Raw genomic sequence first — 26,544 nt, 5'->3', positions numbered from 1 at the left:
GGCTGGTCTCAAAACGCCCTGCAGCCCTTCCAAACCCTATTCGCGGAAAGCAACAAAGAATAAAGCTTATATGCATGTGGAAAAGTAAATTGATGGTGGTCCCCACGTTTAAAACGAATAGACCATTCGTTTGCCCACAATTTCCATCGTCGCTCCATTCAAAAAAATACTAATCTCAATTAAACCTGGAATAGCAGGCCAGTTGGGTCATTTCATCTTTTTCGCGACCTATTCTTTGGATTGAGCCAACCTTTTTTAACAAAGAATAAAAACATCATCAAAGCAATTCCGCCCATCATTCCAAGAATGAGGAAATAGCCATAATGCCAATTTAATTCCGGCATATATTCAAAATTCATCCCATATACGCCCACTATGAAGGTCAGCGGCATGAAAATGGTAGTGATGACAGTCAATGTCATCATTGTTGAATTCATATTATTAGAGTTCACAGACAAATAACTATCACGTATATCGGACGAAAAATCTCGATAGGATTCAAGCATTTCAGTCAATTTAAGAAGATGATCATACACATCATTAAAATAAAGGTGCTGATCTTTCAAGTAATTCAGTCGCTCCGACGAAATCATTCTGTACAATAAATCACGCATCGGCAATATGGTCCGACGGAGCTTGGACATATCTGTACGTAAATCGAAAAGCTGATCCATCAATTCGTTAATCGTGTCATTTTCAGTATTTTCCTCAATGCTACCCAATTCGCTTTCAATTTTATAAACAGGTGGGAAGAATTCATCGACGACCCTGTCAATTATCCTATGCATCAAGAAAAAGGGACTTTGCTTCAACATTTTATTACCAGCAATTTCTTCCCGTACCTTTTCCAGCTCAAGCATATCTTCTTTATGAAAGCTGACTATCCATTTTTCACCAACGAACATATCCAATTCCACTGCTTTAAATACCTTCTCCCTTAGAGCATGAATCACAAGAAATTGGTAACCCTCATAAAAATCCATTTTGGGACGTTGATTAAAATCATCCAGGCAATCTTCAATTGCCAGCGGGTGAAAGTGAAAATGACTGGATAAAAGTTTGATTTCCTTGTTTGTGGGGTTGGAAAAATCCACCCAGAACCACTCGATATCCGGATTATTCATTTCCGTTAGCGGTAAATCAAAACTGATTTCTTGATTAGATGTAATTGCGCAAGTCCGTATCAAATGTATCAACCCTCAAAATTTTCTTATCATACATTATACCTTTAATTCATTAATCTCAAAAAGTTTTCTCCCCCATCCAAACTAAATGATAAAATAGAATGAGTCAAACATGGTACATAATTCATGTAGTTAGATAAGGGAGGATATTCATAGATGGAACATTTAATAAACCCTCTAGTAAAAGACGTTCAAATATCAGGAATCCGTAAATTCTACAATATGGTCGCTGATATCGAAGGCACCATTTCCTTAACGATAGGACAGCCTGACTTTCCAACTCCAATGCATATTAAAGAGGCGGCAAAACAAGCCATCGATAATGACTATACCGTTTATACTCACAATGCCGGCTATCTGGAATTGAGGGAAGCCGCTTCAAAATATGTAAAGGATAAATACAAGCTTAGCTATGATCCGGCGAATGAAGTCATAGTGACTTCTGGTGCCAGCGAAGGCATAGACATTACCTTTCGGACGATCCTCATCCCAGGGAACGAAGTCATATTGCCGGGTCCTGTATACCCGGGATATGAACCCATCATTAAGATGTGCGGTGCAACACCCGTTTATGCCGATACAACAAAAAATGGATTTCGTTTGACTGCAGATATCATTGAAAAGTACATAACCGATCATACACGGTGCATCGTTCTGCCCTATCCATCGAATCCGACCGGGGTAACATTATCTGCCGAAGAATTATTGGACATTGCCGAACTTGTCAGGGGCAAGGACATATTCATATTGGCTGATGAGATATACAGTGAACTGGTATTCGATCAGGAGCATGTTTCGATTGCCACTTTCTTAAAAGAACAAACCATCGTCCTGAACGGATTGTCCAAGTCCCATTCCATGACAGGGTGGAGGATTGGCCTTCTGTTTGCGCCTGTAGCCATCTCTCAGCATATCCTGAAGGTTCACCAATACAATGTAACTTGTGCCGCCTCCATATCGCAGAGAGCTGCCTTGGCAGCATTGACGGCAGGCAGAGATGATGCCATTCCCATGAAGACCGAGTATGCCCGGAGACGGGAATACGTATACAATCGCTTACAAGCGATGGAACTGGAAATAGTCAAACCAAATGGTGCCTTTTACTTCTTTATAAAGCTGCCTGAAGGCTATGCCTCTTCCCTTGATTTTTGCCTAAAGCTTGTTCAACAGGAAAAAGTGGCAGTGGTCCCTGGAGATGCCTTCTCTCCCCTTGGCGAAGGGTACTTCAGGATATCTTATGCCTATTCCATGGAAACCCTTGAAAAGGCTTTGGACCGTATTGAAGCTTTTTTAGCTAAAAAGTAACCGAAAAAAAGTGGCCTTCAATTGGATGAACAATTGAAGGCCACTTTCCTATTTTTCAAAGATGTCAGGCTACCTGAGGTTTTTCACCAAGCCAATCAACTAATACAATCTCCGTAAAAAACGAATTTCCCGATATCCTTCTTCCTTATTTGTCGTGGTAAGGCTCACTTCAACGATGGATCCAAGTAAATCAGCCATCACTTCTTCAAATTCCTTTGCGGAGCGCGGCTTTGAAAAACCTAAACTCTTCAATTCGCGCATCAGGATCTGAAAACCGGCATTCGTTTCGATATGACTGAATTTCACCGGCAAGATTAGCGGACTTTCATTCATTAATTTCAGTTCCCAACGAATGGGCTTTGTTTGATGAATGGTTTTTTCCCGCTTAAAGCCTTCAATCCTTACAATATATCGACCATCTTCTAATTCCTGGAATTTCATATTGATATCATCGAATTCGCCCATAGCTTTCACTCCTTTTTGTAAAGGCTGTCGCTATCAGCTTATTCATGATAAAGAAATGCTAGCACTTAATTATAATGTTTATATAACGCCTGTGTACCGCTATTTTCCTCGCCAGCTTCTGCCAGCCCCTCATACAGGGATTTGCTTAGGCTTAATCCAGGAGCGTCCATTCCCATTCTTTCCGCTTCATCAAGTGCAATCTTCATATCCTTGATAAAATGCTTGATATAAAAACCAGGTTCAAAATCCCCTTCAACCATCCGCGGCACAAGATTGGACAGTGACCAGCTACCGGCAGAGCCCGATGATATGCTTCTTAATACCCGTTCCGGATCCAACCCCGCCTTTTGGGCATAGGAAATCGCTTCAGTCACTCCGATCATATTAGATGCAATGGCGATTTGATTGCACATTTTCGTATGCTGTCCCGAACCAGCCGGGCCTTGATGGACAACATTGCTGCCAATGATATCAAAAATGGGCAGGACCTCTTCAAATGCCTCACTAGACCCGCCGACCATGATCGTAAGCTTTGCATCACGGGCACCGATATCCCCTCCGGAAACCGGTGCATCCAATGATTCCATGCCTCTTTTCTTGGCCTCCTCCGCTATTTTCACTGCCAAAGACGGTGTGGAGGTCGTCATATCGATTAAATGGGTTCCTTGTTTCCCGTTCTCGATAAGCCCATTTTCCCCAAGATAGATTTCTTCCACATCACTAGGGTATCCTACCATGGAAATGATCACATTGGCTTTCTGCGCAATTTCCTTTGGTGCAGATGCCCACTTCGCGCCCTGTGAAAGCAGTTCACTTGCCTTATCTTTCGTCCTTGTATAAACATATACCTTAAATCCCGCATTAAGTAGATTTGCGGCCATGCTTTTTCCCATAACTCCTAAACCTATGAAGCCAATCACTTTGTTCGATTGCATCACTGCGGATTCCTCCCAATCATTTTGTTTCAAAAATCCTTAAATGGACTTTATCATTCCTCCGTCAACTAAATAGGACTGCCCCGTTAAATATGTATTGGCACCTGAAACAAGGAAAGTAACGAACCTTGCAAATTCCTCGGGTTCCCCATAACGGCCAAGAGGAATTTTGTTAATGGATTGTTCTGTCATTTCCTCAGGGGTGACGCCTTGTTTCTCTGCATTCATTTTATCAAGGTGCTGAACGCGGTCCGTTGCGATTCTACCTGGTCCAACTGTATTGATCAATATCCGGTCTGGTGCTAATTCTGAAGCTAACGTCTTTGACAATCCAACAATTGCAGTCCGGAATGTATTCGATAGAATCAATCCAGGAATCGGTTCTTTAATGGATGAAGAAGCGATATTAACGATTTTCCCGCCCTGTTTTTTTAAATGTGGCAAGCTCTCACGGATCGTCCTTATAAAGCTTAGTAAATTAAGTTCAAAAGATTGTTGCCATTCTTCATCGTTGAAATCTGTAAATGACCCCCCTGGAGGACCTCCGGCGTTATTAATAAGAATATCGATACCCCCGAACTCTTCAGCAGTTTGCCTAACCAAGCTTTCAATATCTTCAGCTTTTGTAATATCCGTTACCATATAAGCAACTTTACCCGCCCCAAGCTGCGATATTTCCCTTTGTACGGCGGCAAGCTTTTCTCCATCCCGGCTGGCTAGCATGACATTTGCTCCTTCTTTAACCAATTCAGCTGCCATGGCCTTCCCCAAACCCTGACTCGAAGCTAAAATCAAAGCATTTTTCTTTTCCAAATGTAATTCCATATTTTATCATGACCTCCATTTTCCCGAATTTATAATTCCATTATATCGCCATTTTCGAAAAGTGAAAAATCTGAATAATCATTCTTATGATTTTTTATATCCAGCGGTCAAAAAAAATTGCCGGTTGGATACCCAACCGGCGTCAAAGGGGGAAATGAGAATGTCAGCTGCCCTAATAGAGCTAAACAACTGTGCTTGCTTTTTATTTACCCCCATTTTGGTGCAATAAACATTTTTGCTTAAATGTTCAGGCAAAAATTACAGGAAAGCACCCCATCCGAAGATTCTGTGATGGGGTGCCATTTTTCCTCATTTTTTTATTTCTTCAAAGCGTTAATTACCGCTTCTTTCACATTATCATTCGTATCCAACCCTAAAACTTCCTGAGATAGTTTTTTCATCTCTTCAAGTGAAAGTTGGCTAATTAAAGAACGTGCTTTTAAAATCGAAGTGGCACTCATTGAGAATTCATCAAGACCCAATCCGATCAAAATCGGTATGGCAATTTCATCTCCAGCCATTTCACCGCACATCCCGGCCCATTTCCCTTCTTTATGAGCGGCATCTATGACCATTTTAACCAGGCGTAAAATCGCTGGGTTATATGGTTGATATAAATAAGATACTCTCTCATTCATTCGGTCAGCGGCCATCGTATACTGAATCAAGTCGTTAGTGCCTATGCTGAAGAAATCGACTTCCTTAGCAAATATATCAGCCATCACTGCAGTTGAAGGGATTTCAACCATAATTCCGACTTCAATTTTTTCGGCAACTTGAATGCCATTATCAAGCAATTCCTGCCTGACTTCAGCCAAGACGGCTTTAGCCTCGCGGAATTCAGCTAGTGTGGCGATCATCGGGAACATGATTTTCAAATCCCCATAAATGCTTGCGCGAAGCAGGGCACGGAGCTGAGTCCGGAAAATCTCCTGCTCATTTAAGCAAAGGCGAATCGCACGGTATCCAAGGAAAGGATTCATTTCCTTAGGAAGCTCCAAATAAGGCAGCTCCTTGTCTCCGCCTATGTCAAGCGTTCTGACGACTACAGGCTTACCTGACATACCTTCCAGCACCGCTTTGTATGCCTCGAACTGCTCTTCTTCACTCGGAAAGTCATTTCTGCCCATATAAAGAAATTCCGTACGATATAATCCGATGCCTTCACCGCCATTTTGATGAACGCCATCCAGATCTTTCGGAGTACCGATATTTGCAGCCAATTCCACATGATGGCCATCATTTGTAACGGTTTGTTCATGAACCAGTTTCGCCCACTCAGCCTTTTGCATCGCATAGGCTTCCTGCTCCTCTTCGTAGCGTTTCACGAGTTCAGGAGTAGGATTTATATGCACTTCACCCTTTAGCCCATCAATGATGACCATGTCACCATTTTCAATGGAAGAGGTCACTGATTTTGCTCCAACGACTGCTGGAATTTCCAATGAACGTGCCATTATGGCTGAATGGGATGTACGTCCACCGATATCGGTCGTAAATCCTTTGACGTATGCCGGATTCAACTGTGCTGTATCGGATGGAGTCAAATCCTCCGCAATGATGATCACTTCTTCAGCAATCATGCTTGGATTTGGAATATGAACACCTAAAAGATGCGACAGTACCCGTTTCGTGACGTCACGGATATCCGCAGCCCGTTCCTTCATGTATTCATTATCCATTTGTTCAAACATCGTAATGAACATGCTTGCGGTTTCATTTAAGGAAAACTCAGCGTTGACGCTTTCTGATTGGATTTTATCCTGAATCGGAGTTATAAGTTCCGGATCAGCCAAAACAAGCAGGTGTGCGTCAAAGATAGCGGCTTTATCGGCCCCTAAATCCTTTTCGGCTTTATCCCTGATTATCTCCAATTCATTTGTTGACTTTTGAATAGCTTCCTTAAAACGGGATATTTCCGCCCCGACATCTTCTATGCTTCTTTTTTCAATCGATAAATCTGGCTCTGTAAGTCGATAGGCTTTAGCGATGGCTATTCCGTTTGAAGCTGCTATTCCACTAATCAAAGTGGACATTATTCTGCTAATCCTTCTCTGTTCAACGTTTCAGCAAGTGTATTTAGTGCATCATTTTCATCGCTTCCTTCAGCAGAAATCGTAATTTCCGCACCTTGGCCAATACCCAGTGACATTACACCCATAATGGACTTAAGATTCACTTTTTTCTCTTTATAAGAAAGGTTTATTTCTGAATCAAATTTTCCTGCAGCTTGTACAAGCAATGTAGCCGGACGAGCGTGAATTCCTGTTTCTGCAGTTACTGTAAATGTTTTTTCTACCATATAAATCAATCTCCTTTAAGATAAATTAACATAAATAGGTTATGTAAGGGGGGTTCTCCATCCACTCATGAAAGAAATGAAAAAAGAAATGCCCTTTTCCTTATCAGGATAGCATTATCATTCCCAACAAACAAACCAAAACTATTGGTACCTACAAAATAGTACAAAAATATAGATGGAACTGCAACTATTACTTTTCAGATTCTTCAATGATTAAATGGATAACTGTGCATTTTTGGTGAAAAAAGCCCTGAAACTCAGCATAATGAAAAGGACCACCGTTAAAGAAACACTTCCTAGAATCCCGATTATTATCGCAATCTGGTATTCAATAGCGATGAGCGGGCTTATCCCCGACAGGATTTGCCCTGTCATCATTCCTGGAAGGAAGATAATCCCCATCCCTAGCATATTGTTCAAAGTCGGGAGCACTGCGGAGTCGAATGCAGCATCCACATATTTCTTCACAGCCCTCGCTGGAGTCGCTCCAAGCATCAACATCGCTTCCACCTTTTCACGATTACTGCTAATCCCATCATGAAGGTTTTTAAGCGCCAATGTCACTCCAGTCATGGCATTCCCAACGATCATCCCTGCAATTGGAATGAAATACCTCGGCTCATACCACGGCGTGAAATGGATGACAACCACATTAAAATAAAATAAGGCCGCCATGGGTCCTGACAACATACTTAGGATAACCATCCTTTTGATTTTCTTATTAATTGTATAAGGCACTTGCTTAAAAATATTATGGATGGAAAACAGTGCCATCGCACATAAAAATCCTAAAGAAAGTAAAGGGTGGGGATTTTCAAAGATATATGTCAAAACATATCCGGCTAGAATGAGTTGCACCGTCATCCGTACCGTAGCGAGCATGATTTGCTTTTCCCGTGAAATCCCCCGCCATTTCACGATTATGAGCAGAATCACTACAAAGACATAGGCTGCACAGAGACGCCAGAACTCAATATCTATTATCCCATTCGCCTCCATTAATAATCACCCTCCTTCGCCTTTTTCAAAACAATCTTCTTTTCAGCACATATTTCCGTAAGCTGTTTGGAATGGGTTATCATGATGACCGTTCCTTTTCCCCGCTTCACTTCTTCTAAAAATCGGCTCATGACCGTCAGCTCGGCTTCTTCATCAAGAGCTGAAGTCGGCTCATCCAGTAAATACACCTCGGGTTTCAATAAAAGTAACCTCGCCAGTGCCAGCCTCTGTTTCTCCCCGCCAGAAAGATTCTCCGCCCCTTCATCTAAAGGCTTCTGCAACTGGACGGTTTCAAGTGCTTTAACCAATTCGGCTTTATCCTTTTTTTCCCGTTCTGTCAATTCCAGGCCAATCTGCAGGTTTTCTTCAATCGTACCCGGTAAAGTGAACGGTGACTGAGAAAGCATTGTGACTTTACGCCGGAGCTCTATCGGGTTGAATTCATCCAGTAACTGATCCTGATAATAGATCGAACCGCTATCCGGGTCATCCATCCTGTTCAATAATCGGAGCAGAGAGGTTTTCCCTGCACCGCTTTCCCCGGTCAAGCAAGTAACCATACAAGCGGATATTCTCAAATCATCAATTTTCAAAATCCCTTTATACCTAATATTTTCAAGCCTAAATATCATTTTACACGCCTGCCTCCCTTACTCCACCCTATCATTATAAGAAACTATCATGATATGAGGTAGCGATGCATGAAAAAATTTCAAAGATTTTCATTTTCTTTCCCTTTTTTATAGGTTAGTATTATTCCTGCTGAATATATCCATGACGGACGTGGAAAAACTTATATAAATGGAGGGACTTATCATGAACGGAAATTCCTTTTTACATTCTTATCTGAATGCTTTTCTCCTGACTGCACTTTGCCTGATCACGTTGTCTGGCTGCCAGGCTGCATCAGATAACCTAATTAATCAATCCAAACAGGAAGATTCAATTTCCAATGAAGACAACCGATCCAGTGCGGATTCTTCAAATGAAGAAAAAGGCAAGACATTCAAAGCCGAGATCATTAAAGTTGTTGACGGAGATACAGTAAAGATCAAAATGGCTAATGGAAACGAAGAAACGGTCAGGCTACTTTTGGTGGATACTCCAGAAACCGTGCACCCATCCAAGCCCGTTCAGCCTTTTGGACCTGAAGCAAGCAAATTCACCAAGGAACTAATGCCAGCGGGTTCTGAGGTTGAAGTAGAAACCGGCATAGGTGAAAGAGATAAATATGGCCGGCTGCTGGCCTATTTTTATGTTGACGGTAAAATGGTGAATAAACTCCTGCTTGAAAAAGGACTGGCCAGGGTGGCCTATGTTTATGCACCGAACACGAAATATCTTGATGAATTGGAAAATATTCAGAAACAAGCCCAAAAAGACGAAATCGGTATTTGGTCAATTGAAAACTATGCAACTTCAAAGGGGTTTGATGATTCGAAGTCCGTAGAAGCTTCAGTGGAAATGCCAACTGCATCTTGCAGTAACCCGCAAATTAAAGGGAATATAAACTCTAAAGGCAACAAAATATATCACATTCCTTCGGGCCAATATTACGAAATAACCAAACCGGAGGAAATGTTTTGTACCGAACAAGACGCACAGGATGCTGGATTCCGAAAATCGCAAAGTTAACAAATACAATGGTTAATAGTATGCCCGCTTTCTGAAATCACCATTAAGAACGTATAAGGAAACTTGAAAGAGATTAGTTTGCCTGCTTTCAGAAACCCGCTCCCTGTCTGCCGAGCCTCATCAAAGCAAGCATCTAGAGGGGCTCGGCTAGCAAGTTTTTCGGCAGGAATGCCGCAAATTTCTTCATTCAAATGAGGATCACAGAAAAACCATTGAAGATAAGCCAGTCTCAAACTTGGTTTGGGATGAGTCCAGTTGATTGGAACGGAAGGTACGAGACTCCTGCGGGAAAAGCGCGTCCAAAGGAGACCCCACAGGCGCAAAAGCGCCGAGGAGGCTCCCGGACCGCCCGCGGAAAGCGAGTGCCTGGAGTGGAAATCAACGTTCCTTTTACAAACCCTCAAATAACCGTTTCAGTGATTTCAGAAACCCGCTCCCTTTTTTCGAAAACTGAACACATCCCCATGATATATGGCTTTACATTAAATGAAGAAGTATTGAATGGTTTTGGCACATCCAATCTAAGGATGTGTTTTTCATTTGGCCATCCCCTCATTAAAGTTCAATTGAATCAACATTTTCCTATTAATAAGATCCTCGTTAATCCCTTTAAAACTCACTTTTTATTCCTTCCATTTACCCGTTATGCCATCTGGCTTTAGCCGAACGATTTATTTATGGTAAAAGCACCCGGGAATACAGGTAAGTGCACTTTCTAAAGGTGGCTCGCTTAATGGAAGATTTCTCAGTACTAACGTCTGAATTCACGCCGATGATCCATCATATAATCCGCTCACTTTCCATCTATAAAAATAAGGAAGAATATTTCCAAGTAGGATTGATTGCTTTATGGGAGTCACATGGGCAATTCGATGAAGAATGCGGTCAGTTCTCCAACTATGCCTTTACGGTAATCAAAGGCAAAATTCTGAACGAATTAAAGCACCACCATAAATATGAAGCCAACACCGAACCATTTGATTCCTTCCTACTAGAGATTAAAGATCCATTTTCAATACACGATGAGGCCTTTGCCATCGATAATCTCTTAACCTACACGGATGGATTGACACTGAATCAGCAACGCTGGCTTTTACAGACGTACTTGGAGAATAAAACGGTGACTGAAATTGCTGAGGTATATCAAGTTACTACCGCAGCCGTCAAATCATGGAGAAGGTCCGCTTTAAATAAATTAAGGAAACAATTGATTTTTCCATAATGAATAATTTGGGGTGGCTCAATCATGAGCCACCCCAAATAATATCCATTAACTTCTCGCTTCTTCTAAATACGTATAAATTATCACACCGTTATGTTGAGCATTCCCCCGAAAATGTTTAAAGTCTTCCCTTTTAACAAGAACCTCACGAAAAGGTAAAAATTCTTCTTTTGTTATCCTGAATTCATCCATTTCCCGATTTGCCAGTTTATCGAGTACATCTTTTGCTTCTTCTGCATTCATAAGATTATCCTCCTCAATTATCAAATGTTCTATCATTTCTACAGGAGAAATTCCGTTTTTATTTTAACATAAGCTTGCCACTTAATATAATTCAGAACTTTTTAAGGCACACTGCTACATAATTCTTTACGAATGCTTTAAAATAGTGCAAACTGTATAGTAAAATATCATAATGTAAAATGATTGGCATTTTTTGTGCATAGAATTACATACTGGTACGTATAACTGCGTTCACAATATATACCAAATTATGCCATATCATTACATCTGCTCCATCACAAGAAATCGTACCTTCTTTTAAAAGTCTAGCTTACTGTACCGACATAAGAGATAACTTTTTCTCTTACTAGCACCTCCCACGTCAAAATCTAAACCGCAAGATGTTCGAATAATCCAATTACTCCATAGTTACTTTTTGATCATTGGAAACAAAATGGGAAAGGATGATTGCCATGAAGAAAGCGGAAGTTGGAAATATCATTGAATTTAGAGAAGGCTTAAAAGGAATCGTCGAGAAAGTGAACGAGAACTCAGTAATCGTGGACGTCACGTATATGGAAAATTATCGTGATTTGGAACTTGAACAGAAAACCGTCGTCAACCATAAAAATTATAAAATCATAGGATGATTGAATGTACTCAAACGGGATGGTTACTAGATGACCATCTCGTTTTTCACTTTATCGCAATCCTGCAAATTGATTCCCCCGCTTTTTGTAACCATTTCCACTTCATTCCGTCTAATTCATTAAAGGGTACAATACCTGTTTTTGATGCAGGTTCTCCAAATTCAGATTGGAATTTCAATCAGAAAGATGAGGGAAACACATGACTAGTTGGACACGTTATATTGGCTGTGTCACATTCGCCGTTTTTCTTCTGACTGGCTGCGGTACAGCCACAGACGAAAATACAGATGAGCCACGGGAAGACACAGTAAAAGAGGGGAATGAAGGCAACACCTCTCAAGGAGATAATCACGATAACCGAAGTGATAATAACAAAGTAAGACTGATGGAGCAAAATCTGCAGTATACAATTAACGGGGAAGCAAAAGAAAAAACAGCTTTCCTAAAAAAAAGTGATAACCAACCGTTCAGCCTCTATGTTTTGCAACAATTCAGGTTAAGTGCCGAAGAACCAGGAAAGGATATTGTGTTCCTGACTGAAGATGACTCCATTTATATGAGAATCGAATTGTTGAAGACGGATGTCAATTGGGATGAGGTGGAAAAAAATGTTCAAGCCCAGCTGAAAAGCATTTCAGAAACAATTAGCGATCCTTCACTTGATGTCGAGGGCGGAACGGGCTTTGAAGTGGAAAGCGGCAATGATGTGATCACTTCCATATTGCTCAAGGATGAAAAATCACCCGTCCGCTTAACTATATTCACGAAAAAAGATAGAGATTACCGGGATGCATTTCTAGTGATGGCTAAGACGCTGATGAAAAGGTGAACATCGATAAGGAGGGCTAAGGACAGGCCCTCCATTCTTCATTACTCCTTCCCCGCCTTGCTTTTCCAGACCAATATTAAAAAAAGGAGACTTATGTATCCAAAAATCGGATAAATATATCCTAGTAATCTTCCATATCCGAATTCACTGATGATCAAAGCTATTAAAAAAATCACCGCTATGATCATCATGCTTGGCAATTTAATATAATTGCTGATTTGCCTCTGTAATCCATAAATGTTTCCGATGACCGAAGTGAATATCTCCCCGTAAATCACCAAAATGAACATCCAATATAACTGACTGGCTGCCGTTCTCATAATAACCGCTGAAGGAATTTCATATCTATTCACGTCAGGAAGTGTCATAAGTGAAAAATGCCCCGTCAATAATATGATCGTCAGGAATATCCCCCCAAGAATTGCACCATGTTTAATGACCTTCTCATCTCGAACTTCATACGCAACCGGAACCAGCACAGCCTGTGCCAAAGCAAGGTTAAAGGCTGTATAGGCAAATGGTGACAAAATCATTTTCACGGTGATCCCTTCATCAGGAACTTTTGTTAGTGTCTTAAAGAAATCCCCATTATCCAAAGTCGAGAAAAAAAGGATCAAGCTAAAGCAGATCATGATTGGTACAACAAAAGAATTCACAGTGAAAACACCGCGCATGCCCATCATCAGGACCAAGGATGCCAGTATGATCGTAGACCAACTTCCTATACTTTTAGGCACGCCAAGTTGTTCTTCGAAAACGGCTCCTGAACCCGAAATCATGACAGCCGTCACTCCTAACAGCATGATAAGGAAAAAGAAGTTGATGATTCCCGCTATTTTCCTCCCAAAAAGAAATTGATTGAACTCCTCATAAGAAGATGCTCTTATCCTTGCGGAAATGAGCATGATTTTCGTCCCCGTGAAAATGAAAATATAACCTGCTATTAAAATCCCGATAAAGCCATAAAAGCCATAACGGGTAAAAAACTCGACAATCTCTTTTCCAGTTGCAAATCCTGCACCGACGACTGTGCCTACATAAACTGCTGCAATCTGAAAACTCCCTGACCACCTTGACAGCATATTCTCCCCTCCTCCCTACATTTATATGTAAGGAAGAGACATTTAAGACAAGCCGAGCAATATTCCTTGCGTCGGCTGTTTTTGTCTTAGGCTAACATTCTCTCATTATGAAGGCTGAAACTCGCTATGCATTTCTCTGTGGAGCGAAAATCACCACTTTTCATGCCCAACATTCCGAACGTATGAAAGATAAAAAAACGCTTGGAATAATCTCCAAGCGTTCATATCATACAGACTAATATTTCATAATGCCTTATCATCTACATTGGAGAGCCATTCGTCTATCACCTTCACAACGGACTGTACAGTGCCATCATCAAATGGGGAATTCAGATTCGCAGATTCAACGAGATCAAGGAACGACTTGCTGCCTCCAAGTTGGCACAGATTCAAATAATCACCCCAAGCCGTTTCATCTTTTTCAGTCGACCTTTTCCAGAATTGGAAAGCACAAATTTGGGCCAATGTATAGTCGATATAATAGAAAGGTGATTGATAAATGTGGCTTTGCCGTTGCCAATACCCGCCATTCTCCAGGAATTCATTTCCTTCATAATCCCGATGTGGCAAATATTCCATCTCGATCTTACGCCAAGCCTGCTTTCTTTCAACGGGGGAGGCATCAGGATTTTCATAGACAAAATGCTGAAATTCATCAACAGCTACCCCATACGGGAGGAATATGAGCGCACCGCTTAAATGGGAAAACTTATACTTTTCCGTATCTTCCTTGAAAAACAGCTCCATCCATGGCCAAGTTAAAAATTCCATGCTCATCGAATGGATTTCACAAGCTTCATATGTTGGCCAATAATACTCAGGAATGTCAAGTTCACGGCTGCGATACACTTGGAATGCATGGCCTGCCTCATGCGTCAAAACATCTATATCCCCGGAAGTACCGTTGAAATTAGAAAAGATGAATGGAGCTTTATAGTCTTCTATAAAAGTACAATAGCCACCGCTTTCTTTTCCTTTCTTCGCCACAAGGTCCATCAGGTCATTATCAATCATATAGTTGAAAAACCGATCAGTTTCAGGCGAAAGCTCCTGGTACATCCTTTTCCCATTTTCGATGATCCACTCAGCATCGCCTTTTGGAATGGCATTACCCGTTCTGAAATGAAAATTCTCATCATAATAGTTCAGTTTCTCCAATCCAAGACGTTTGCGCTGACGTCCCTTCAGCCTGGTGACAAGCGGTACCACTTCCTCTTTCACCTGCTTGCGGAATGCGGCAACCATTTCAGCATCATAATCAGTCCGTGTCATCCGATAATACCCAAGTTCCACGAAATTCCCATAACCTAGCGCTGTCGAAATTCCATGCCTCACCTTGACTAGGTCATCGAAAATACGATCCAATTCCTCCTGTTTTTCTTCAAAGAAACCGTAATATGCCTCACTTGCATTTTTCCTTAACTCACGGTCCGAGGACTCCATAAAAGGCTGAAGCTGCGCAAGTGTTAATTCTTCTCCATCAAAGTGAATTTTTGCAGAGGCAATCAATTGCGAATATTCACTTGATAATTTATTTTCTTTTTGCAGCTGTGGGATGATTTCGGGAGAAAAAGTTTTGAGTTGGGCCTCTGCCAGGTCAAATAGTTGAGTTCCCCATTTTTTCTCAAGCTCCTTACGATATTTCGAGCGAACGAGTTCATTGTAAAACTTTGAGGTTAACTCTTCCATTTCAGGGGAAAAGTCATCTAAATAATCATTCTCAGCTTTATAAAAATCATCATTCGTATCAATGGAATGCCGTATATAGACCAAATTGAACATCGTACCTACATAATTTCGGATTTCATTTATTTCTTCCATAGCTTTTATCTGCGCATCAGCATTAGCGGCGTCAGTAAACTTTTCCAAAGCTTTCATGAATCGGGTTTTAATTTCATCCATTTCAGGACGTTTATATTCATACTCATTAAATTTCATATGTACGCTCCTTTTCGCGATATAAAAACATTTATTCAACCTGAGTAACATGATTCATCGAATTCGTTTTCAAGTCACATTTACCATTATCGCGGTTATCGTAATATAATTTAATTCGCCACAGCGTTACTAAAAACCTTTATTCCTCAAAACAAATTCAGATTTTATCAGAAATAAAAAACCAGCACCTGCAGTCAAATCCGGGTGCTGGTTCTTTAACTAATTTTGAGCGGAATACCCAATCTTTTTAAGCAATTCGATAACAGTGTCCTTTTCATCGTGCGTAAGTACACTCATGATATCATCGATTCTTTTTTCATGCTCAGGAAATACGCCTTCAATAAAGGCCTTTCCTTTATCCGTTATTTTTGCAAAGGTTACACGGCGATCCTCTTTACATGCTATTCGCTGTAGATATTCCTTCTGTTCAAGTTTATCCACGACATAGGTAATGCTGCCGCTAGCTAGCAGGATTTTTCCGCCTATTTGCTGCAGGGGCTGATCCCCTTTATGATAAAGTAATTCCAGTACTGCGAACTCAGTTGGATTCAAACCCTCTTCTGCTATATGTTTATTCACCACATCATTTATTGAACGATGGGCTCTAGACATCACAATAAACAGTTTCAAAGACTGTTGGATGTTATTATTCTCCATAACTTCACAACCTTAAAATTTTTAATTAAAATATCTTGAATTAAAAGTTATTATATGGCATAAAGACTTTTTTGTCAATCTCTCCTGTTAGTATGCACTATTGTTTAATCATTCATTTTGTTATACTTGAAAAAAAAGCTAAAGTAGTGACAATCATGAAAACAAGGCATAAATTCACCGCATATCTACTTATTGTTATTTTACCATTAATTATCCTCTCAATCATTTATTGGGTGCATTTAGAACGTTCGATTCAAAATGAAAGACAGGAACAAGCTGAATGGACGGTAACGGTTTATCAAGAATACATAGATCAAGTTATCAGAGAAACGAAGGCAAACCTTGAGCTGCTTAGCCTTAGCAGTTCCGTCCTTTATATGGATAACAAAAAAACTGAACTTCTTATGAAATGGATCAAAGATACAGATTCCAGGTATGCCGGAATATATTGGCTAAATCGCGACGGTGTCTCCATTTCAGGGACGAATAAGAATTTCAATCATTACTATCTAATTGAACAGAATGATATAGAACTTGCAGTAAAAACCCGAAAAGCCGTTGTTGTAGGAACAAAGGAGCTATATAACCCTGATTACAATTATTTTTCCATTTTTGCTCCCATTCTGGATCATGATAAAAAAGTGCAAGGGTTTTTATTGGCACATATCAGGCTGGACCATATGAAAAATATATTAAAAATTCTCAGCCCTGGTCAAACCTTTATATTGGAAACAAAGGACAAAACCCGAATTTTGGATAGAAATGCCGACGGATTCACTGGACATTCTAAATCGGTGGCTGTTCCTTTGACCGAAGTCGATTGGAAACTATCCGTCAAATTGCCCGACAAGATTAGCACAAATAACATGAATGTTTTTTTAATGCTTGTCTTTTTCACCTTCTTTTTTGCTCACATGATTTATACCATCGTGGAGGAACTTATCGTTCGCAGGAATGCCAAAAACCAAAAGTTAATAAATGAAAGGAAAAAAATAGAATTTGTCGGTACATTGGCTGCCAGTACTGCACATGAAATAAAAAACCCACTTACCGGCATAAAGGGGCTAGTGCAGTTATTGGTTGAAAAACACCCCGAAGAACAAGATCAGTTCTATTATTCTGTCATCATGAAGGAAATTGAACGGATCAATAGTATCGTCAGCGAATTTTTGATTTTAGGGAAGCCGATGGCCCAGACTTTATCCATATATGATATTCGCAGTATCATTGCTGAATTGAGACCAATAATAGAATCAGAAGCACGCCACTTCAATATTGAAGTGGAATGGAAAATCATAAAGGAGCCGATCCCGGTTCATTGTACAAAGGACCAACTTAAACAAGTCATTCTCAACATTGCCAAAAACGGTTTCGAGGCCATGGAAGTTGGGAAAAAGTTAAGGATTCAAATTCACCATGAAAATGAATGGGCTAAAATCATGATCATCGACACCGGGCAAGGACTGAGTGAAAAAGAAATAGGCAAAGTATTCGATCCCTTCTATACATCGAAAAAGGAAGGAACCGGATTAGGGCTATTTGTGTGTAAACGAATAATTGAATCTTTTAACGGTTCCATCGAGTTTTCAAGTAAACCTCTGAACGGTACAACCGTAACAATCAGCTTACCGTTGATAAAAGGCCACCATTAGCAATACTTAAAAGAGTTTCACTTTTTTATGAAGACCAGTAACGATTCCGATTTATTTAAAGGTGTCATGCATACGGTGCATGCTTTTTGAATCTATTAATGGAATAGGTAAAAAACTTAATCAGGAAGAAGGAAATATACAGATGGGAAGTATCGCTGCCATTAAAACAAAACCGCAAAAACAAGATATGACTCTGAAAATCATGATTGTCATTGGCATTTGCCATTTAATGAATGATTCTCTTCAGGCCGTCGTACCGGCCATGTTCCCAATCCTCGAAAAATCAATGTCGCTAACATATACACAGCTGGGAATGATTGCTTTCTGCCTGAATATCGTCTCATCGCTCCTGCAGCCGGCAGTCGGGTTCTATACGGATAAAAAGCCATTTCCATATGCATTGCCCATTGGGTTGACCAGTACTTTAATCGGGGTCATCATACTCGCAATCGCCCCAAACTATAGCATTATCCTTGGTGCAGTCATCTTGATGGGCTTAGGGTCGGCCATATTCCATCCCGAAGGCTCCAGGGTTGCCTATATGGCAGGCGGACCCAAAAGAGGCCTGGCACAATCAATTTATCAAGTCGGCGGGAATAGCGGGCAGGCACTTGCCCCACTCATCACTGCCATCGTGCTTGTTCCTTTTGGTCAAAAAGGTGCACTCTGGTTTGCCTTGGTTGCTTTATTGGCCGTTATCCTATTGCTGTATATTGCCAAGTGGTATTCCCAAAAATTAGTTCACTTCCAGCCTAAAAAGCTTGCTGCAAAAATAATCAATAAAGAGCGGACCCATAAAGTGGCCAAAGCCCTGGTATTGATTTTATTCATAATCTTTGCCCGTTCCTGGTATGTATCTTGCATGACGAACTTTTACAGTTTTTATTTGATCGAGCAGTATTCGTTCACGATAAAATCTGCACAATTTTTCCTATTTGCCTTTTTGGCTGCCGGTGCTGTAGGTACATTTTTCGGAGGTCCGCTTGCTGATAGATTCGGGCGTAAAAATATCATTTTCTTTTCTTTCGCCGCTAGCATGCCAATAACCGCACTTTTACCATTCGTACCTCCAACAGCCGCTTTTATTTTATTATTGTTGGCGGGATTCATTATAATGAGCAGTTTTTCCGTCACTGTAATATACGCACAGGAATTGGTCCCGGGAAAAGTCGGAACAATGGCAGGCTTGACAGTGGGGTTAGCCTTTGGAATGGGTGCCATTGGATCCGTTTCATTGGGAGCCATTGCAGATATAATTGGAATCGGTTCCATGATTAAGCTAGTGGGATTCCTGCCACTTCTGGGAATCATCAGCATACTGCTGCCGACTGATCTGACATTGAAAAAATGGTATACAGAAGAATGACTGCAAAATGGTTTTTTCCTGGAACATTTCCTTTATGTCTAAATACAATAAATTATTGTTCCACCCAAAAATTCACTAATGAGTAACGATACGTTCCATACAAAAAGGAGAAATTTATGAGTGGAGTTTTATTAGGCAGCATCCTTTCTGCAATGTCTACGGGGTTTGGTGCGTTACCAATCTTGTTCATTCAAGGATCAATCACACATCGATTCAGAGACACGCTTCTGGCATTTACGGCTGGAATTATGATGGCTGCTTCGTTATTGAGCCTGATCCCGGAGTCTCTGGCCACCGGAGGGTATGTGCCGCTAGTCATTGGGGTTTTTCTCGGAGTAATGACATTAACGATCATGGAAAAAAACATTCCTCATATCGATCTCAGCCATACGAAAAGTGGCATTCAGTTCGATGAAAAGGCTTTGCTCATCATCACTGCCATTACACTCCATAATATTCCTGAGGGTCTTTCTGTTGGGGTCAGTTACGCCTCTGATACTGCTGATACAGGTAATTTGATCGCTTTTGCCATCGGCCTGCAAAATGCTCCGGAAGGCTTACTAGTGGCCTTGTTTTTAATTAATCAAAAAATCGGTAAACTCACAGCCTTCCTGATAGCAACCTTAACCGGTACCATCGAAATAATTACTGGCTTACTAGGTTTTTATTTAACCTCTTACATTGGGTTCCTGGTCCCATACGGCCTAGCTTTCGCCGCCGGGGCCATGCTTTTCATCGTTTATAAGGAATTGATTCCAGAAAGCCATGGGGATGGTAATGAACGCACATCTACCTATTCCTTCATTGTCGGCCTTTTGTTCATGGTCATATTATTGGATGTTTTGTAATACCCGAACTTCCATGGCTGGCTCCATCAAGTGAGTCAGCTCTTACTTTTTATTTATCAGTGTAATCCATTCAGAAAAATTAAGACTTCTAAACAGATCCCGATGCATGAAGGACACCTTCTGGTGGCCTCCCCTCGATATATACCCCAAATCCATAGGAAATTCAAAAGATATATTGTCTTGTTTATATAAGTCTTTCATTAATTGTTTTCGGATATGTTTGCAAAGGTTCATTTCACCAGAAATCACACAAAGTTGCTAGTCTCCTTGCCTGCTACTTTAAAAAGTCATGCATGCATTCAAATCCCCACTAAAAGGTAATGTCGTCATTAAAGGGCTGCTGCACAATAACGACCATTTCTTCCCGCTTATTTCTCACTTCCACTGATGAATGATGTTGAAGGATCAAATACTCATTTATAAGTTTGTCAAGCTGCTCACTTTGGCGAAGGGTATTCTCATGATTTAGCCCATACATTTTGGCCAGCTCCATCATTTCCCAACGCTTCATTCGAATCTCAGAACAAATTTCCGTTGCACACCTAGAATTCATAACAACATTCACTACTCCTGCCTTTTTAAAGTTACATTATAATAAAGAAGTATTACAAAATATGCCTTATATGTAAATAGATTCGCAAAAAAAGACAAAACTTCTTAAATTGCGATAGTGCTTTAACCACCAGCAGACAGGATATGACGGAAATTTCTAAGCATGGCCCCTTATATTGATTAGGACAAGTTCATATGAAGCCCGCTTTGAAAATCGATTCGAAAGTTCTGCAATTTGGATGTCATTCTTATTTTCCAACATAAACTTCAGCAGCTTCTCTATAATGGGGTTCATTGTTACAACCCTCAATTGTGATTCTAAGATAATATAATATGAAAAAAGGAATCCAATAAAGGATTCCCATTAATTGATGAAAATTTCATGCTTTCCGTTAACTAAAAAAAGGTTTGGAACCTCCCCTTCTGCATTACTCGAATGGTAAATAAATATGAAAGCTCGTCCCTTTTCCCACTTCGCTTTCCACTTCTATATAGCCATTGTGCTCTTCAATGATTTTATAGCTGACCATGAGCCCGAGCCCGGTTCCCCTATCTTTCGTCGTATAAAAAGGTTCACCCAATTTTTTTAGCATTTCCGTTGAAATCCCCATTCCTTTGTCGGTAATCGAAATGCAAACGTATTTCTCTGAAAATCGGCTTGTTTTAATGGAAACAGACCCCCCATCCGGCATGACTTCCAATGCATTTTTGATGATGTTAATGAACACTTGCTTTAACTGGTTCGCTTCACATAAAACGTTAAATTCATCTTCTTCAAAGTCTGTCTCGAATTGAATATTTTCCAATAGTGCCTGAGCCGCCAGTAATTCAAGTGTCTCCCTCAATATGGTATGAACATCCTGTTTGAAAATTTTTAGCGCCTGCGGTTTTGCCAGTACCAAGAACTCCGTGATAATGGTTTCGATTCGCTTAATTTCGGAAGTAATCACATGAAAATATGTGGAAAACTCCCCTTTAACACCATCCTCAAGCAACTGGATAAAACCTTTTAAGGCTGTCATTGGATTCCTGATTTCGTGAGCAATTCCGGCCGCCAATTCACCAACGACATTCAAAGTATCCGATTTTCGGATTTGTTCCTGCATTTCGAGATTTTTACTCACATCACGGAAAATGCTTAAATTCAGGTTCGAATATAAATTTTTCCTCGTCAAAAATTCAATATGCTTAACCCTTCCATCTTCGAATGTTATCGGAATGATGGAAGAGTAGACCTCATGCTTATAAACATTTTCAATGTGAGCGTTCAAGACAGGAGCATTTTCAGGAATTTTTTCGATGAATCCCTGTACAGATAAAGATAGCAGTTTGCGCTTTGAAATCTCCAATATTTTCTGACCAGCTTCATTAATATCGGTGAACCCTTCATGATTCCATAATATCAAGCCGTCTAATGTTCCCTCAAAAATCTTCCTGAACTTCTTTTCACTATCCCTTAATTCCTTCTCAATCAGCCAACGCTCACTGACATTTCGAAAGATCGTTACGTTATATCCGTCACCTTCATGTTTTTTGGCAGTCAATTCAAGCAATTTAATTTGGTTATTAGGCATTTTATAAATCAGCTCACCCCGCACCTGGGTGTCTCTTTCAAACGTCTCCATCATCTGGCTAAAATGGTTACTATTGCTATACACGTATTTCCAGATATGACTGCCGATCAAATCCTCTCTGCTGGATTCGAATATTTTACATGCTGAATGATTGACCCGAAAAATGATCCCATCATCATTCCAGAATATGATTGCGTCCATGGACTGGTCGAATAATTCGGCAAAAATCCGTTCGCTCGTCTCTAACTTTTTTTCTATTATATTTGATTCTGTAATTTTTCGAAGCACCGACATATATAATTCATTTCCTACCGTTGAACTTATCGAGAAAGTGAAATGATGCAGTTCATCCCCAACCTTTATCTCTACCTCTCCTTTGAAGTTCGACTCATCAAAGGCCCTTTGTATGCTCCCATCCCAATATTCCCTATAATCTGGGGATATGAGGCCCCTCATATTCTTACCGACAATCTCTTTTTTCGGGATGCCCAAGACATGGATAAAGGCATGGTTCACTTCCATTATTATTCCTGAACTGTCGAATAGAACGATGCTTTCTATGGCTGTATCGAAAATGTCCAAAAACATCTGCCTTGACATCCTTGTTTCCCTTGATGAAGAAACATCCAATGTCACATCCCCCAAACGGTAGAACTGCTGTCCTTCAAAAAGTGAGCCTATACGCATAAACTCTATTTGCTTAAGGGCTCCGGTATGTAGTTGGATAATTTGCCTTTCACTTTCATTCGAGGTTTTTAGGGAACTTGACACTACCTGGTTATTTAAAGGGATGACATCGAGAAAATCAGTTATCTTCATGGACTCCAGCTGCTCTTTCGCGGTTTCCAGCAGGGCGCAAGCGGCATCATTGGCATAAGTGAGACGCAGTTCCTCATCAACCCTAATATAAGGCTCTGACATCGAATTGAAAATGTTCAAAAACCCTTCGATCTGTTTATTCAATTTTAAAATTTCCTGTTTATATTCCGATTCATTCTCATAACCGACTTTCATATTAACCCCCCTCATCAAAACCGATACTTACCACCTTTATTCGACATCCATCTTGATTTTCCTCGGTATTTTTCGAAAATCTGCGCAATCACGCTATTCCAAAATTATCCTATATATCAAATTATAGTATATTGAACACTATAAAACTTAGCGTTAAGCTTAATTTAAGGTTTTTATAATAAGTTTAATAAATATTGATTTAGTACAAGGTATTTAGGGTATAAGAAATAACAACGCTTTCTAGCTACCTTAAAAATTTATTAAATGGAGGCAACGATGAAACAACGTGATTTTTTCTTCGATAACGCCAAGTTCATTCTCATGGCTTTTGTCGTCTTTGGACATTTGCTGAATACGTATATACATGACAGTGAAACGATATATGCTTTATATAAAACCATTTATTCCTTTCACATGCCTGCCTTTATCCTTGTTTCAGGGTTCTTTGCGAAAGGTTTTTATCAAAAAGGGTATTTAGGTAAAATTACTAAAAAACTGATATTGCCCTATATCATTTTCCAATTGATCTATACCGTTTACTACTATTTCTTATATGAACGTTCTGCCATCACTGTAGACCTGCTTGACCCCCAATGGTCGCTATGGTTCCTGATCAGTTTATTCTGTTGGAACATCATGCTCCTTGGTTTCTCAAAGCTAAAGCCATCAGTAGGCATAGGTTTATCTTTTTTAATCGCATTATTGATTGGATATATTGACAATATCTCCAATTACCTTAGTCTCTCCAGGACATTCGTTTTTTTCCCGATGTTTTTGATCGGGTACCATTTAAGCAAGGAACATTTAAAAAAACTATTCACACCCAAAGTTCGTTTGGCTTCACTTAGTGTCATGTTAGTGATTTTTATCGGTTTTTATTTAAATGGCGATATCAATTATAAATGGCTGCTCGGTTCGAAACCATATGCCGAACTTGAAGATGCGACAATCGTGTCCATGTTTAAACGCCTAGGATTTTATGGATTAAGCATAATTTCAGTGTTCAGCTTCCTTTCGTTCATTCCACGCGGACAATATTTCTTTACGAACTGGGGTAAACAAACCCTTTATGTCTATCTGCTGCATGGTTTCTTCATTCGGTTTTTCCGTGAAAGCACCATCCAGGAATACTTCAGCAATACAGAAAGCTTTATCATGCTCGCCGGCCTCTCTTTCTTGATTACCGTGTTATTATCTAGCGAAATGATCGCTACCATGGCGCAGCCGATCATCGAATTGAAAGCGACCAAAACAAAACGTTTCATGACTAAAACGAAAGAGTATATTAAACAAGCTTTTTAAATAAAACGGATGAAGCATCTTCTGCTTCATCCGTTTTTCCAAATTCCATTTCATTTCGCTTTCAAGCTGAAAAGATTCCCCTTCAATATCATAACCCATTTTTCAAATGGAGCACGCTATGGTAAAATTACTCGTTAGTGCTTGTTGGCTTAAAAAGACATGTACACGAAAGGAGCCAGGCGTTTCTTTTACGCCCTTTAACATGAATATAATAATCAGTACTCTTAACGCAAAATATATCCATACATCGCTATCCATCCGATATTTAAAAGCTTATGCCCAGCCCGATTACGATGTACAGCTGGCAGAATATACGATAAAAGATCCAATTATGAACATAGTTGGTGATCTTCATTCCAAAAAACCCGATGTCATAGGGTTCAGCTGCTATATTTGGAACATCGAAGAAACAATGAAAGTCATAGCCATGCTGAAGAAGATCAATCCAGAATTGGTTATCATTCTCGGCGGGCCTGAAGTCACCTATGATGTCGGGGAATGGCTTGATCAGATTCCCGGGGCTGATTTCATCGTAATTGGCGAAGGTGAAGTCACTTTCAAGGCCCTTTTATCTGAAATTGAAGGTTCAAATGACTATAAGAAGGTAGGCGGCATTGCGTATCGACAGGATGGAAAAAAAATCATCCAGCCTCAGAACGGCAAGGTTGATTTGAAATCCCTCCCTTCTCCATATCGTTTGGAGGAAGACCGCGGAGACCTATCTAAACGTGTCACCTATATCGAAACTAGCCGAGGGTGCCCGTTCAGCTGCCAATTTTGCCTTTCATCGATTGAAGTGGGTGTCAGGTATTTTGATCGTGAGAAGATTAAAGAAGATATCAGATACCTTATGGCTAATGGTGCCAAGACCATTAAGTTCGTTGACCGAACCTTCAATATTAGCCGAAGCTATGCCATGGAGATGTTTCAATTCTTAATCGATGAACATCTTTCCGGTGTAGTTTTCCAGTTCGAGATCACGGCGGACATCATGCGTCCGGAAGTTATCCAGTTCTTGAACGATAATGCCCCTGCAGGACTGTTCCGCTTTGAAATAGGGGTACAATCGACGAATGATCATACGAATGATCTAGTAATGAGAAGGCAGAACTTCGAAAAACTGACAAGGACCGTAACCATGGTTAAAGAAGGGCAAAAAATTGATCAACATTTAGACCTTATTGCCGGTTTACCAGAAGAAGATTATCACTCTTTCAGAAAGACTTTCAATGATGTTTTCGAGCTCAGACCCGAAGAGATGCAGCTTGGTTTCTTAAAGATGCTTCGTGGAACTGGCCTACGGATACGCGCCGCTGAACACCAATATATATACAGCGAACATGCTCCCTATGAAATCCTAGGAAATAATGTCTTATCCTTTGATGACATTGTCCGAATTAAACAGGTTGAAGATGTCCTTGAAAAATACTGGAACGACCATAGAATGGATCATACCACAGAATATCTTGTCAAAACGGTCTTTCAATCACCATTCGACTTCTTTCAAGATTTCGGTACCTATTGGGATGAACAAGGCTGGTCACGAATCGGTCATCAGCTCGAAGACTTGTTCAGACGTTTACAGCAGTTTTTGGCTTCCCGGGAATCTGCTGAACTGAAAAACATTATCGGACTCATGAAATTGGATTATTTCATGAATCAGAAATACAAACCACGTAAACCTTGGTGGGAAGCTTCATTAGATAAAAATGGTCGGAAAGAGATATATGAAGAGATTCTGAATAATCCTGAACAGCTTGGTTCCTCTTTCGGAGCTTTGTCGCTTAATGAAAAAGAAATACACAAACACACATTGCTCGAGGCACTTCCCTTTGATTTGGAAACGTATTTATCTGAGGGAATGATTGTCGAGAAACCTTCGTTCATGCTTGCCTATTTTGATCCGAGTGGTAAGGGATCAACGATATTCCCTCTCACAAAATCTGGCAGCATCATTTTATAAGAATAAGGACGGACCCAAGAATT

24 protein-coding genes are annotated in these 26,544 nt (G+C 40.3%); 10 read left to right on the top strand and 14 right to left on the bottom strand.

Going from position 1 to position 26,544, the window contains the following annotated elements:
• Nucleotides 1–212: 212 nt before the first annotated feature.
• Nucleotides 213–1,187, bottom strand: coding sequence for a magnesium/cobalt transporter CorA (gene corA / locus N0M92_RS01205; RefSeq protein WP_397443793.1), 975 nt, complete (start codon nucleotides 1,185–1,187; stop codon nucleotides 213–215).
• Nucleotides 1,188–1,340: 153 nt separating this feature from the next.
• Between corA and N0M92_RS01200 the strand changes: the two genes are divergently transcribed.
• Nucleotides 1,341–2,489: an aminotransferase A gene (locus tag N0M92_RS01200; protein ID WP_260284135.1), complete on the top strand. Its 1,149-nt coding sequence runs from the start codon at nucleotides 1,341–1,343 to the stop codon at nucleotides 2,487–2,489.
• A gap of 99 nt (nucleotides 2,490–2,588) precedes the next feature.
• Here N0M92_RS01200 and N0M92_RS01195 read toward each other — a convergent pair whose 3' ends face one another.
• The 7 genes from N0M92_RS01195 to N0M92_RS01165 form a co-directional block, all read right to left on the bottom strand.
• Complete coding sequence (locus N0M92_RS01195; protein ID WP_202317326.1) at nucleotides 2,589–2,954, bottom strand: hypothetical protein; 366 nt, start codon at nucleotides 2,952–2,954, stop codon at nucleotides 2,589–2,591.
• A gap of 65 nt (nucleotides 2,955–3,019) precedes the next feature.
• On the bottom strand, nucleotides 3,020–3,922 hold the full coding sequence (locus N0M92_RS01190; RefSeq protein ID WP_260284134.1) for an NAD(P)-dependent oxidoreductase: 903 nt from the start codon (nucleotides 3,920–3,922) through the stop codon (nucleotides 3,020–3,022).
• A 6-nt stretch (nucleotides 3,923–3,928) separates the two neighbouring features.
• Nucleotides 3,929–4,714: an SDR family oxidoreductase gene (locus N0M92_RS01185; RefSeq protein WP_260284133.1), complete on the bottom strand. Its 786-nt coding sequence runs from the start codon at nucleotides 4,712–4,714 to the stop codon at nucleotides 3,929–3,931.
• A gap of 317 nt (nucleotides 4,715–5,031) precedes the next feature.
• Nucleotides 5,032–6,750: a phosphoenolpyruvate--protein phosphotransferase gene (ptsP, locus tag N0M92_RS01180; protein WP_260284132.1), complete on the bottom strand. Its 1,719-nt coding sequence runs from the start codon at nucleotides 6,748–6,750 to the stop codon at nucleotides 5,032–5,034.
• The gene (locus tag N0M92_RS01175) at nucleotides 6,750–7,016 is read right to left on the bottom strand and encodes a phosphocarrier protein HPr (protein ID WP_076366836.1); all 267 of its coding nucleotides are present in this window, start codon (nucleotides 7,014–7,016) and stop codon (nucleotides 6,750–6,752) included. Before N0M92_RS01175 ends, ptsP begins: the two co-directional genes overlap by 1 nt.
• Nucleotides 7,017–7,229: 213 nt before the next feature.
• Nucleotides 7,230–8,015, bottom strand: a complete 786-nt coding sequence (locus N0M92_RS01170) for an ABC transporter permease (protein WP_076366838.1) — start codon at nucleotides 8,013–8,015, stop codon at nucleotides 7,230–7,232.
• Complete coding sequence (locus N0M92_RS01165; RefSeq protein ID WP_311202503.1) at nucleotides 8,015–8,644, bottom strand: ABC transporter ATP-binding protein; 630 nt, start codon at nucleotides 8,642–8,644, stop codon at nucleotides 8,015–8,017. The genes N0M92_RS01170 and N0M92_RS01165 overlap by 1 nt, the downstream gene beginning before the upstream one ends.
• A 187-nt stretch (nucleotides 8,645–8,831) precedes the next feature.
• Here N0M92_RS01165 and N0M92_RS01160 point away from each other — a divergent pair, with 187 nt between their 5' ends.
• On the top strand, nucleotides 8,832–9,650 hold the full coding sequence (locus tag N0M92_RS01160) for a thermonuclease family protein (protein ID WP_260284130.1): 819 nt from the start codon (nucleotides 8,832–8,834) through the stop codon (nucleotides 9,648–9,650).
• Nucleotides 9,651–10,383: 733 nt separating this feature from the next.
• Complete coding sequence (locus tag N0M92_RS01155) at nucleotides 10,384–10,872, top strand: sigma-70 family RNA polymerase sigma factor (protein ID WP_260284129.1); 489 nt, start codon at nucleotides 10,384–10,386, stop codon at nucleotides 10,870–10,872.
• 48 nt (nucleotides 10,873–10,920) lie between these two features.
• Here N0M92_RS01155 and N0M92_RS01150 read toward each other — a convergent pair whose 3' ends face one another.
• On the bottom strand, nucleotides 10,921–11,115 hold the full coding sequence (locus tag N0M92_RS01150; RefSeq protein WP_098371164.1) for a hypothetical protein: 195 nt from the start codon (nucleotides 11,113–11,115) through the stop codon (nucleotides 10,921–10,923).
• A 452-nt stretch (nucleotides 11,116–11,567) separates the two neighbouring features.
• On the opposite strand from N0M92_RS01150, the gene N0M92_RS01145 reads away from it, so the two are divergent.
• Both N0M92_RS01145 and N0M92_RS01140 read left to right on the top strand, forming a co-directional pair.
• Nucleotides 11,568–11,744, top strand: coding sequence for a YkvS family protein (locus tag N0M92_RS01145; protein ID WP_064505160.1), 177 nt, complete (start codon nucleotides 11,568–11,570; stop codon nucleotides 11,742–11,744).
• A gap of 199 nt (nucleotides 11,745–11,943) precedes the next feature.
• Complete coding sequence (locus tag N0M92_RS01140) at nucleotides 11,944–12,573, top strand: hypothetical protein (protein WP_260284128.1); 630 nt, start codon at nucleotides 11,944–11,946, stop codon at nucleotides 12,571–12,573.
• 41 nt (nucleotides 12,574–12,614) lie between these two features.
• Here N0M92_RS01140 and N0M92_RS01135 read toward each other — a convergent pair whose 3' ends face one another.
• The 3 genes from N0M92_RS01135 to N0M92_RS01125 all read right to left on the bottom strand — a co-directional run bounded on the left by N0M92_RS01135 (nucleotide 12,615) and on the right by N0M92_RS01125 (nucleotide 16,250).
• A complete protein-coding gene (locus N0M92_RS01135; protein ID WP_260284127.1) occupies nucleotides 12,615–13,655 on the bottom strand; it encodes a YkvI family membrane protein in 1,041 nt (346 codons plus the stop codon).
• A gap of 243 nt (nucleotides 13,656–13,898) precedes the next feature.
• Nucleotides 13,899–15,593, bottom strand: coding sequence for a M3 family oligoendopeptidase (locus N0M92_RS01130; RefSeq protein ID WP_260284126.1), 1,695 nt, complete (start codon nucleotides 15,591–15,593; stop codon nucleotides 13,899–13,901).
• 219 nt (nucleotides 15,594–15,812) lie between these two features.
• Nucleotides 15,813–16,250 (bottom strand): MarR family winged helix-turn-helix transcriptional regulator, encoded by a 438-nt coding sequence (locus N0M92_RS01125; protein WP_192203855.1) that lies wholly within the window; start codon nucleotides 16,248–16,250, stop codon nucleotides 15,813–15,815.
• A gap of 155 nt (nucleotides 16,251–16,405) precedes the next feature.
• On the opposite strand from N0M92_RS01125, the gene N0M92_RS01120 reads away from it, so the two are divergent.
• From N0M92_RS01120 to N0M92_RS01110, 3 genes are all read left to right on the top strand, one after another.
• Nucleotides 16,406–17,902 (top strand): sensor histidine kinase, encoded by a 1,497-nt coding sequence (locus tag N0M92_RS01120; protein ID WP_260284125.1) that lies wholly within the window; start codon nucleotides 16,406–16,408, stop codon nucleotides 17,900–17,902.
• 142 nt (nucleotides 17,903–18,044) lie between these two features.
• Nucleotides 18,045–19,268, top strand: a complete 1,224-nt coding sequence (locus N0M92_RS01115) for an MFS transporter (protein ID WP_260284335.1) — start codon at nucleotides 18,045–18,047, stop codon at nucleotides 19,266–19,268.
• A 116-nt stretch (nucleotides 19,269–19,384) separates the two neighbouring features.
• Nucleotides 19,385–20,116 (top strand): ZIP family metal transporter, encoded by a 732-nt coding sequence (locus N0M92_RS01110; RefSeq protein ID WP_260284124.1) that lies wholly within the window; start codon nucleotides 19,385–19,387, stop codon nucleotides 20,114–20,116.
• A gap of 310 nt (nucleotides 20,117–20,426) precedes the next feature.
• Here N0M92_RS01110 and N0M92_RS01105 read toward each other — a convergent pair whose 3' ends face one another.
• Nucleotides 20,427–20,669: an aspartyl-phosphate phosphatase Spo0E family protein gene (locus N0M92_RS01105; RefSeq protein ID WP_192203849.1), complete on the bottom strand. Its 243-nt coding sequence runs from the start codon at nucleotides 20,667–20,669 to the stop codon at nucleotides 20,427–20,429.
• A gap of 427 nt (nucleotides 20,670–21,096) precedes the next feature.
• Nucleotides 21,097–23,256 (bottom strand): PAS domain-containing sensor histidine kinase, encoded by a 2,160-nt coding sequence (locus N0M92_RS01100; protein ID WP_260284123.1) that lies wholly within the window; start codon nucleotides 23,254–23,256, stop codon nucleotides 21,097–21,099.
• A gap of 276 nt (nucleotides 23,257–23,532) precedes the next feature.
• Here N0M92_RS01100 and N0M92_RS01095 point away from each other — a divergent pair, with 276 nt between their 5' ends.
• Nucleotides 23,533–24,558, top strand: coding sequence for an acyltransferase family protein (locus N0M92_RS01095; protein ID WP_260284122.1), 1,026 nt, complete (start codon nucleotides 23,533–23,535; stop codon nucleotides 24,556–24,558).
• A 202-nt stretch (nucleotides 24,559–24,760) separates the two neighbouring features.
• Nucleotides 24,761–26,521, top strand: coding sequence for a B12-binding domain-containing radical SAM protein (locus N0M92_RS01090; RefSeq protein ID WP_260284334.1), 1,761 nt, complete (start codon nucleotides 24,761–24,763; stop codon nucleotides 26,519–26,521).
• Nucleotides 26,522–26,544: the final 23 nt, after the last annotated feature.

It is taken from the genome of Peribacillus aracenensis, from assembly GCF_025175645.1.
In the GTDB taxonomy this organism is placed as follows: domain Bacteria; phylum Bacillota; class Bacilli; order Bacillales; family DSM-1321; genus Peribacillus; species Peribacillus aracenensis.
The sequence above is the reverse complement of the archived record's forward strand: the minus strand, read 5'-3'. Positions and strand labels throughout refer to the sequence as shown.

Coding starts and splice junctions, on each gene's coding strand:
- N0M92_RS01200 (WP_260284135.1), top strand. CDS start 1,341: ATGGAACATTTAATAAACCCTCTAGTAAAAGACGTTCAAATATCAGGA.
- N0M92_RS01195 (WP_202317326.1), bottom strand. CDS start 2,954: ATGGGCGAATTCGATGATATCAATATGAAATTCCAGGAATTAGAAGAT.
- N0M92_RS01185 (WP_260284133.1), bottom strand. CDS start 4,714: ATGGAATTACATTTGGAAAAGAAAAATGCTTTGATTTTAGCTTCGAGT.
- ptsP (WP_260284132.1), bottom strand. CDS start 6,750: ATGTCCACTTTGATTAGTGGAATAGCAGCTTCAAACGGAATAGCCATC.
- N0M92_RS01175 (WP_076366836.1), bottom strand. CDS start 7,016: ATGGTAGAAAAAACATTTACAGTAACTGCAGAAACAGGAATTCACGCT.
- N0M92_RS01170 (WP_076366838.1), bottom strand. CDS start 8,015: ATGGAGGCGAATGGGATAATAGATATTGAGTTCTGGCGTCTCTGTGCA.
- N0M92_RS01160 (WP_260284130.1), top strand. CDS start 8,832: ATGAACGGAAATTCCTTTTTACATTCTTATCTGAATGCTTTTCTCCTG.
- N0M92_RS01155 (WP_260284129.1), top strand. CDS start 10,384: ATGGAAGATTTCTCAGTACTAACGTCTGAATTCACGCCGATGATCCAT.
- N0M92_RS01150 (WP_098371164.1), bottom strand. CDS start 11,115: ATGAATGCAGAAGAAGCAAAAGATGTACTCGATAAACTGGCAAATCGG.
- N0M92_RS01145 (WP_064505160.1), top strand. CDS start 11,568: ATGAAGAAAGCGGAAGTTGGAAATATCATTGAATTTAGAGAAGGCTTA.
- N0M92_RS01140 (WP_260284128.1), top strand. CDS start 11,944: ATGACTAGTTGGACACGTTATATTGGCTGTGTCACATTCGCCGTTTTT.
- N0M92_RS01135 (WP_260284127.1), bottom strand. CDS start 13,655: ATGCTGTCAAGGTGGTCAGGGAGTTTTCAGATTGCAGCAGTTTATGTA.
- N0M92_RS01130 (WP_260284126.1), bottom strand. CDS start 15,593: ATGAAATTTAATGAGTATGAATATAAACGTCCTGAAATGGATGAAATT.
- N0M92_RS01125 (WP_192203855.1), bottom strand. CDS start 16,250: ATGGAGAATAATAACATCCAACAGTCTTTGAAACTGTTTATTGTGATG.
- N0M92_RS01120 (WP_260284125.1), top strand. CDS start 16,406: ATGAAAACAAGGCATAAATTCACCGCATATCTACTTATTGTTATTTTA.
- N0M92_RS01115 (WP_260284335.1), top strand. CDS start 18,045: ATGGGAAGTATCGCTGCCATTAAAACAAAACCGCAAAAACAAGATATG.
- N0M92_RS01110 (WP_260284124.1), top strand. CDS start 19,385: ATGAGTGGAGTTTTATTAGGCAGCATCCTTTCTGCAATGTCTACGGGG.
- N0M92_RS01105 (WP_192203849.1), bottom strand. CDS start 20,669: ATGAATTCTAGGTGTGCAACGGAAATTTGTTCTGAGATTCGAATGAAG.
- N0M92_RS01100 (WP_260284123.1), bottom strand. CDS start 23,256: ATGAAAGTCGGTTATGAGAATGAATCGGAATATAAACAGGAAATTTTA.
- N0M92_RS01095 (WP_260284122.1), top strand. CDS start 23,533: ATGAAACAACGTGATTTTTTCTTCGATAACGCCAAGTTCATTCTCATG.
- N0M92_RS01090 (WP_260284334.1), top strand. CDS start 24,761: ATGAATATAATAATCAGTACTCTTAACGCAAAATATATCCATACATCG.